The sequence below is a fragment of the Actinocatenispora comari genome, from assembly GCF_017312725.1.
Taxonomy (GTDB): Bacteria; Actinomycetota; Actinomycetes; order Mycobacteriales; family Micromonosporaceae; genus Actinocatenispora; species Actinocatenispora comari.
The window spans coordinates 76,816-83,928 of the sequence record NZ_BOPO01000133.1; the positions used below are offsets into that span (position 1 = coordinate 76,816).

Here is a 7,113-nt window from a genome sequence, read left to right on the forward strand (position 1 = left end):
GTCCTTTCCGTGGTGCTGGTGTCGGCACCCACCGTGCCGCGGCCCGATCAGTATCCGATCAGCGCCGCGAGTACCGCCTTGCGGCGGAGGGGGACGGCCGGTGAGCGGTCCGGTCACCGTGGGGGTGCTCGGCGAGGTCACCGGCTGGGACGCGGCGGGCGCCGAGATCGCGTTGAAGGGGCCGCGGCACCGGGCGGTACTGGCTCGGCTGGTCGCCGCCCGCGGCCGGTCGGTGCCGCTGTCGGTGCTGGTCGACGACCTGTGGCCGGTGCCGCCGGCGAACCCGGCGGGAGCCCTCCGTACCTTCGTCGGCGACCTGCGCCGGGCGCTGGAACCCGACCGGCCGCCGCGGGCCGCACCGCGGGTGCTCGTCACCGCCGGCGCCGGGTACGCGCTGCGGCTGCCCACCGAGCGACTGGACGCCAGCCGGTTCGAGGCTGCCGTGCGCGACGCCCGTACCGCGGCGCCGGCCGAGGCCGCGGCGGGGCTCGCGGCGGCGCTGTCCTGGTGGCGCGGCCCGGCGTACGGGCAGTTCGCCGACGAGCCGTGGGCCCGTGCCGACCGGATCCGGCTGACCGAGCTGCGCCTGCAGGCGGTCGAGCTGTCCGCGAGCGCGAGGCTGGCCCTGGGCCGCGCCGCCGAGGTGGTACCCGACCTCGACGCGCACCTGGCCGACCATCCGTGGCGCGAGCGGGCGTGGGCGCTGCTCGCCACGGCGCTGCGCGACACCGACCGGCAGGCCGAGGCGCTGGCGGTACTGCGCCGGGCCCGGTCGATGCTGGTCGACCGGCTCGGGCTGGACCCGGGTCCCGCCCTGCGACGGCTGGAGACCGACATCCTGCGCCAGTCGGAATCCGCTGGTACGCAAGGGGAACGCGCCGAGCGGGTCTGGCTGCGGGCAGCGGAGAGCTACCGCTCGGTTCCCGGGGTGCGCACCCGGCTGCGGTCCACTGTGGACCTGTTGCGCACGCTCGCGGTGACCGGCGGGCCGGGGCTGGTCGAGGCGCGGGCCCAGCGGCTGGATACCATCCACGCCGCGGAGGCGCTGGGCGACGTCGAGCTGACCGCGCGGGTGATCGGCGGCTACGACGTGCCGGCGATCTGGTCCCGGGTCGACGACGAGGCGCAGGCGGCCGAGGTGGTCGCGGCGGCGCGGCGCACCCTGGCCCGGTTGCCGGCCGCGGGCCCGGCCGCGATCCGGGCCCGGCTGCTCGCCACGATCGCGGTCGAGTCCCGCGGGGGCGGCGAACCCGAGGTACGTGCCGCGGCGGAGGAGTCGGTGGCGCTCGCCCGCCGGTCCGGCGATCCGGCGCTGCTCGCGTTCGCGCTCAACGGACTGTTCCTGCAGTCGTTCGGCCGGACCGGACTGGCCGCGGCGCGCGCCACGATCGGCGCCGAGCTGGTCGAGCTGTCCGCCGGTCGCGGCCTGACCACCTACGAACTGCTCGGCCACCTGATCGGCATGCAGGCGGCCGCCGGGCTGGGCGACCTGGCCGCGGCGGACGGGCACGCCGAGGCCGCCGACACGATCGCCCGGCAGTACGAGTCGCCGCTGGTCGCGGTGTTCACCACCTGGTACCGGGCGCTGCGCTCGGCGATCGCCGGGGCGCCGCCGGAGGACACGGTCACCGCGTACCGGCGGGCGGCGGAGCTGCTCGACGGCGCCGGGATGCCGGGCCTGCAGCGAGGGTTGCTGCCGCTGGCGCTGCTGAGCGTGCGGCGTGGCAACGCGATCCCGGCGCCGACCGGGGAGCTGGACTGGGGCCCGTACCTGCCGTGGGTGCGGCCGCTGGTGCTGCTCGCGGCGGGCCGCACCGCGGCGGCGGGCGACGCGCTGCGATCGGTACCGGAGCCGCGGCACAACCACCTGACCGAGGCGCTGTGGTGCCTGGTCGGTGATGCCGCGGTGCAGCTGGGCGACCGTACCGCGATCGCCCGGGCGCGCGACGCGTTGCGACCGGCGGCGGGGGAGCTCGCCGGCGCGGGCAGCGGCGTACTCACCCTCGGCCCGGTGACCGACCACCTGTCCCGGCTCTCCGCGGCCCTGCGCGGTTAGCTGCGCCCGTCCGACGGCTCGTCCGGACCGGAGCGGCATCGCCGCTCTCGAACGCCGGCGGTCGCCACCCGCCCGGCTCCCTCCCTCCCTCCCTCCCTCCCTCGATCGAGCGGTACACTCTGCCCTCCATGAGGACGACATGTATTTGACAGAGACAGACTGTCTCGTAAAATCGTTTCCATCGAACCGGCTCCGACGACGAGGAGAGGGCGCAGTGAACGGACACGGCATCGTGGCGGTCGAGGAGGCCGGCCGGTGAAGGGGTTTCACGGCATCGGCCGGCCACGCCCGCGCTGGATGGCGGTGGCCCTGGCCGTAAAGGTCCTGATCATCGTGGCTTTCGTGGTGCTGCCTACCGAGGTCGCGATCTCGCTGGGTGCCGTGCACGGCGTGGCCCTGGCCGTCGCGGCGGGCGGAGTCGCGGCGGCGCTGCTGATCAGGCGCCGCCGGCGCGCCGACCCGCAGCACGGGCACGACCATCAGCACGACGCCCATGGCGCCACCCACCGGTCGCGGCACGGCTCGACCACCACTCAGGCGGTCCAGGAGGGGGAGAACTGATGGGGTACCTCGACGTACCCGGTGCCCGGCTCCACTTCCAGGCGGAAGGCAGCGGCCCGACGTTGCTCCTGATCGCCGGCGCCGGGGGCGACGGCGACGTCTTCCGGATGGTGTCCCGGCACCTCGCGGAGCGGTACACGGTCGTCCGGTACGACCGGCGCGGCTTCTCCCGCAGCGATCTCGACGGTCCGCCGGAGAACCGTGATCGGCTCGCCGCCGACGCCGACGACGCGCGCCGACTGATCGAGCACCTCGGGAACGGCCCGGCCACCCTCTTCGGTTCGAGTTCGGGCGCGATCGTCGCGCTCACGGTGCTGGCCGGGCACCTGGAGGTGGCGGCCGCCGTCGTGGCGCACGAGCCGCCGCTGATGCGCCAGCTGACCGGCGGCGAACAGTGGCTGGAGTTCTTCGCCAGCGTGTACGACCGGTACCGCGAGGACGGGCCCGACGTGGCGATGGCCCGCTTCCGGTCCCGCACGTTCCCCGGCTCGGACGCCACGTTCATGGCGCACGCGCCGAAGAACCCGAAGAACGTCGCGTACTGGTTCGAGCACGAGCTGCGCCAGTACCCGGCCGCCGACCTCGACCTCGCCGCCCTCGGCGCGCACGCCGACCGGATCGTGCCGGCCGCCGGTCGAGACAGCGGCGACCACCCGTGCCGGGCGGCGACGGCCAGCCTGGCCGCCAGGTTGGGCCGGCCGATGATCGACCTTCCCGGCGGCCACATCGGCTTCGTGTCCGCACCGGACGCCTTCGCCGGTGAGCTGACCGCTGCACTCGACCGATCCGGTGCCGGACCGGCCCACCCCGGCGGCGACGCCCGGCCGGGCGGGTCGCCGGGGTCGATGCACGCGGGCGACTGGAACGACTCGTACGCGGGCACCCCGCACTGGGATCTCGGCCGGCCACAGCCGGCGATGCAGGAGCTCGCGGACCGCGGCGAAATCCGTGGCCGGGTACTCGACGTCGGCTGCGGTACCGGCGAGCACGTGCTGATGTGCGCCGCGCTCGGTCTGGACAGTACCGGCGTCGACATCGCGCCCGCGGCCCTGCACGCGGCGAGGCAGAGGGCCGAGCACCGGGGCCTGTCGGCGCGGTTCCTGCTCGGCGACGCCCATCACCTGGCCGAACTGGGGGACACCTACGACACCGTGCTCGACGTTGGTCTGTTCCACATCTTCGGCGACGAGGATCGAGCCAGCTACGTCCGAAGCCTGCGCGACGTCGTCGCGCCCGGTGGCCGGTACCTGATGCTGTGTTTCAGCGATCGGGAACCGGGAAGCGGCGGGCCACGCCGAGTCGGCGCGGACGAGATCGCGACCACGTTCGCCGACGGCTGGCGGATCGAGGCGCTCGCGCCCACCGTCCTGACGAACCCGGCCGGACCCGCCGGCATCCACGGCTGGCGGCTGATCGCCGTCCGGTCCTGACCCGACCCCTCCGAGAAGGCGGACACCATGCCCATCTCCGAAGCACGGGTACCAACGCGCAGACCCGGCCGCTACCTGACCCAGCTGGGCCGGCATGCCCAGGCGATCGGCCATCGGCCCGGTCACGGCGGGCACGACGCCGGCGGTGCGAGCCAACCGCATCCCCGAATGCTGCGGGTCGAACAGTCCGATACCACCGCCACCCTGGAGTTCGATCGGGGCCGCTGCACGCTCGACGCCGAGCCGGATGCCCTCGTGCTGCGCATCGAGGCCCCCGACGCGACCAGCCTGGCGCAGCTCGAACGGCTGATCGGGTCCGACCTCGAGCGGTTCGGCAACCGGGACCAGCTGACCGTCACCTGGCACCGCTCCGACGACCATCGCGACGGCGAGCACGACCACCACGGTGGCGAGCACGACCGGCACGGTGGCGATCACGACCACCACGGCGGCGAGCACGACCACCACGGTGGTGACCGCGACCAGCACGGTGGTGATCACCCGCACGGTCCGGGGGACGCTCACGCCCAGGGCGGTGACCACGGCCACGCGCACCGGCACGGTGGCGTCTGGGGCAGGGTCCGGCACGCGCTGGTGCCGCACAGCCACGACAGTGCCGACCGCGTCGACACCGCACTCGAGAACAGCCGGCGTGGCGTCCGTACCCTCGTCTTCTCGTTCCTTGCCCTGTCGGTGACCGCGGTGGTGCAGCTGGTGGTCGTGCTGTTCAGCGGATCGGTGGCGTTGCTCGGCGACACGGTCCACAACGCCGCCGACAGCCTGACCGCGCTGCCGGTCGGGGTCGCGTTCGTCCTCGGCCGGCGAGCCGCCACCCGCCGCCACACCTACGGTCTGGGACGGGCGGAGGACCTCGCCGGTGTCGTCGTGGTACTGGTCATCGCCGCCTCGGCGGTGCTGGCCGGCTACGCGGCGGTACGGCGGCTGCTCGACCCGCAGCCGGTCCACCAGCTGTGGGTCGTGGCCGCCGCCGGTGTGATCGGCTTCGCCGGCAACGAACTGGTCGCGCGCTGGCGCGTCACCGTCGGCCGCCGGATCGGTTCGGCCGCCCTGGTAGCCGACGGGTTGCACGCCCGCGCCGACGGTTTCGCCTCCCTCGCGGTGGTCCTCGGCGCCGCCGGCGTGGCGGTCGGGATCCCGCTGGCGGATCCGGTGATCGGGCTGGCCATCACCGTCGGGATCGCCTTCGTCGCGGTCGATGCGGCCAGGCAGGTGTTCGGTCGCCTGATGGACGCGGTCGATCCCGGTACCGTCGCGGCGATCGAGCGCGCCGCCGCGGGCACCGATCGCGTCGACCGTGCCTACGACGTCCGGGTCCGGTGGGTCGGGCACAGCCTGCGGGCCGAGCTCGCCGTCGCCGTGGATGCCACGCTGCCCGTCGGCGCCGCGCACCGGATCGCGCACGAGGTGGAGCACCGGCTGATCCACGCGATACCTCGGCTGGCCGCCGCGATCGTGCACACCGAACCGGCCGACGCCGGCCCGGCCCATGGCGCCCTCGCCCACCACCGCACCGCCGCCGCGCCGGCGTGACGCGCACGATCCGGTCGGTGCGGGCCGGGCCACCTCGACCGGGCCCGGCCGCGGGTCGCCGGAGCGGCGGACGCCCGCCGTCGGCTACCGCGGCGGGGCTCATCCCGGTGTCGCCGGCACCGGATCGCGGTGCTCCCGGCGTAGCAGTACCAACCCCGCGGCGGCGAGCAGCAGGCACAGCGGCGTGTAGACGGCCAGGTTGAGGCGGAAGAACGTGCTCGCCGGATCCGCCGTCACCAGCCAACCGAACCCGGCGACCGCGCGTACCGCGGTGCCGCCGGTCACCGCGAGCGTCGCCAGGTACGGCAGCCAGCGCGGCACCCGCCGACCTGCCGCGCCGAGCAGCCCGGCGCGCGCCGCGACCAGCACCGCGCCGCCGAACAGCGTCACCGCGAGCGGCACCAGTACCGGCGGCGTGAACGGCACCTGCGTGCCGAGCAGCCCGGCGGACAGCGCATGGTGGTCGTGCGCCGGCCACGGGCTGCCGGACACCGCCCAGAACGTGTGCAGACCGCCGTCGAGCATCAGTACCGACGCCACCACGGCGCCGGCGATCGAACGAACCCTCACCGCTACCTCCTCGCGACCGGCGCGCGGTCGCGGTTCGACCGGCCCGATCTCGTCCGGACAGAGCGCCCGGACGGCCGCCGCGATCCGTTCGGTGAACCACGTCACAGGGGGGAGCGTTCCGCCGTCCGGCAGTCTCCTTCCCGGTACACCGACGAGACGGAGGGTGCCGGTGCGAACCAGGGATCGTTGCCCCGCGGGCGGCCGGCGGCGACGCCGGTGACCGCCGCCGACGGCCGGGACGCGCGGCCGGGACCGGAGCGGATCGCGACGGTGGTCCGCGGCGCGCAGCGCGGTGATCTGCTGGCGCTGCACGACCTGCTCGACCTGATCACCCCGTACGTGCGGCGGCTGTGCGGCCCGATCGCGCTCGCGGACGGGCCGGACGCCGCGCAGGAGGCGCTGATCGTGGTCCTGCGCAACCTGCGCTCGCTGCGCACCCCGGAGGCGCTGTTCGGCTGGGTACGGGTGATCGCGGTGCGGGAGGCGGTCCGGGTGGCGCGTCGCTCGGCCCGGACGGTGCCGGCCGAGCTCGGCGAGATCCCGGCGCCGGGCGATCCGGCGCTCGCCGTCGACGTCGCGGACGTGCTGCGCCGCCTCGCCCCCGAACACCGGGCGGTGCTGATGCTGCGCGACCTGGAGGGCCTGGACGAGGCACGGGCCGCGGAGCTGCTCGGCGTACCGACCGGCACCGTACGGTCCCGGCTGTTCCGGGCCCGCCGGATGTTCCGCCGCGCCTGGCTCGCCGACGCCCCTCCCGACCCGCCGGCCCCGGCACCGGCCGGCGGCGTCGAACTGCCCGCCGGCCGCGCCGACGCCCGCCCGACCGAGAGGAGGCCGCGGTGAACCGGCCCCACCCCGCCTGGCCCGTCGCCGAACTCGACGACCTGCGGCGGCTGCGCGCCGTGCACGCCGCGTACCCCGGCTCGCGGCTCACCGAGACGAGCC

At 75.3% G+C, this 7,113-nt stretch carries 6 protein-coding genes; 5 read left to right on the plus strand and 1 reads right to left on the minus strand.

What is annotated here, in order from left to right; all coding sequences use genetic code 11:
- Positions 1-100 precede the first annotated feature (100 nt).
- The 4 genes from NUM_RS33425 to NUM_RS33440 all read left to right on the plus strand — a co-directional run bounded on the left by NUM_RS33425 (position 101) and on the right by NUM_RS33440 (position 5,598).
- Complete coding sequence (locus NUM_RS33425) at positions 101-2,056, plus strand: AfsR/SARP family transcriptional regulator (RefSeq protein ID WP_207128923.1); 1,956 nt, start codon at positions 101-103, stop codon at positions 2,054-2,056.
- A 297-nt stretch (positions 2,057-2,353) separates the two neighbouring features.
- A complete protein-coding gene (locus NUM_RS33430) occupies positions 2,354-2,617 on the plus strand; it encodes a hypothetical protein (protein WP_207128924.1) in 264 nt (87 codons plus the stop codon).
- Positions 2,617-4,047, plus strand: coding sequence for an alpha/beta fold hydrolase (locus NUM_RS33435; protein WP_207128925.1), 1,431 nt, complete (start codon positions 2,617-2,619; stop codon positions 4,045-4,047). Before NUM_RS33430 ends, NUM_RS33435 begins: the two co-directional genes overlap by 1 nt.
- Before the next feature lie 27 nt (positions 4,048-4,074).
- On the plus strand, positions 4,075-5,598 hold the full coding sequence (locus NUM_RS33440) for a DUF2218 domain-containing protein (protein WP_207128926.1): 1,524 nt from the start codon (positions 4,075-4,077) through the stop codon (positions 5,596-5,598).
- A 99-nt stretch (positions 5,599-5,697) separates the two neighbouring features.
- Here NUM_RS33440 and NUM_RS33445 read toward each other — a convergent pair whose 3' ends face one another.
- A complete protein-coding gene (locus tag NUM_RS33445) occupies positions 5,698-6,168 on the minus strand; it encodes a DUF3995 domain-containing protein (RefSeq protein WP_225919023.1) in 471 nt (156 codons plus the stop codon).
- 216 nt (positions 6,169-6,384) lie between these two features.
- Here NUM_RS33445 and NUM_RS33450 point away from each other — a divergent pair, with 216 nt between their 5' ends.
- Complete coding sequence (locus NUM_RS33450; RefSeq protein WP_225919024.1) at positions 6,385-7,011, plus strand: RNA polymerase sigma factor; 627 nt, start codon at positions 6,385-6,387, stop codon at positions 7,009-7,011.
- The last annotated feature ends 102 nt before the right edge of the window (positions 7,012-7,113 follow it).

Excerpts from the sequence above, each read along its gene's own strand:
- NUM_RS33435 (WP_207128925.1), top strand. The coding sequence starts at position 2,617 with ATGGGGTACCTCGACGTACCCGGTGCCCGGCTCCACTTCCAGGCGGAA.
- NUM_RS33430 (WP_207128924.1), top strand. The coding sequence starts at position 2,354 with ATGGCGGTGGCCCTGGCCGTAAAGGTCCTGATCATCGTGGCTTTCGTG.
- NUM_RS33440 (WP_207128926.1), top strand. The coding sequence starts at position 4,075 with ATGCCCATCTCCGAAGCACGGGTACCAACGCGCAGACCCGGCCGCTAC.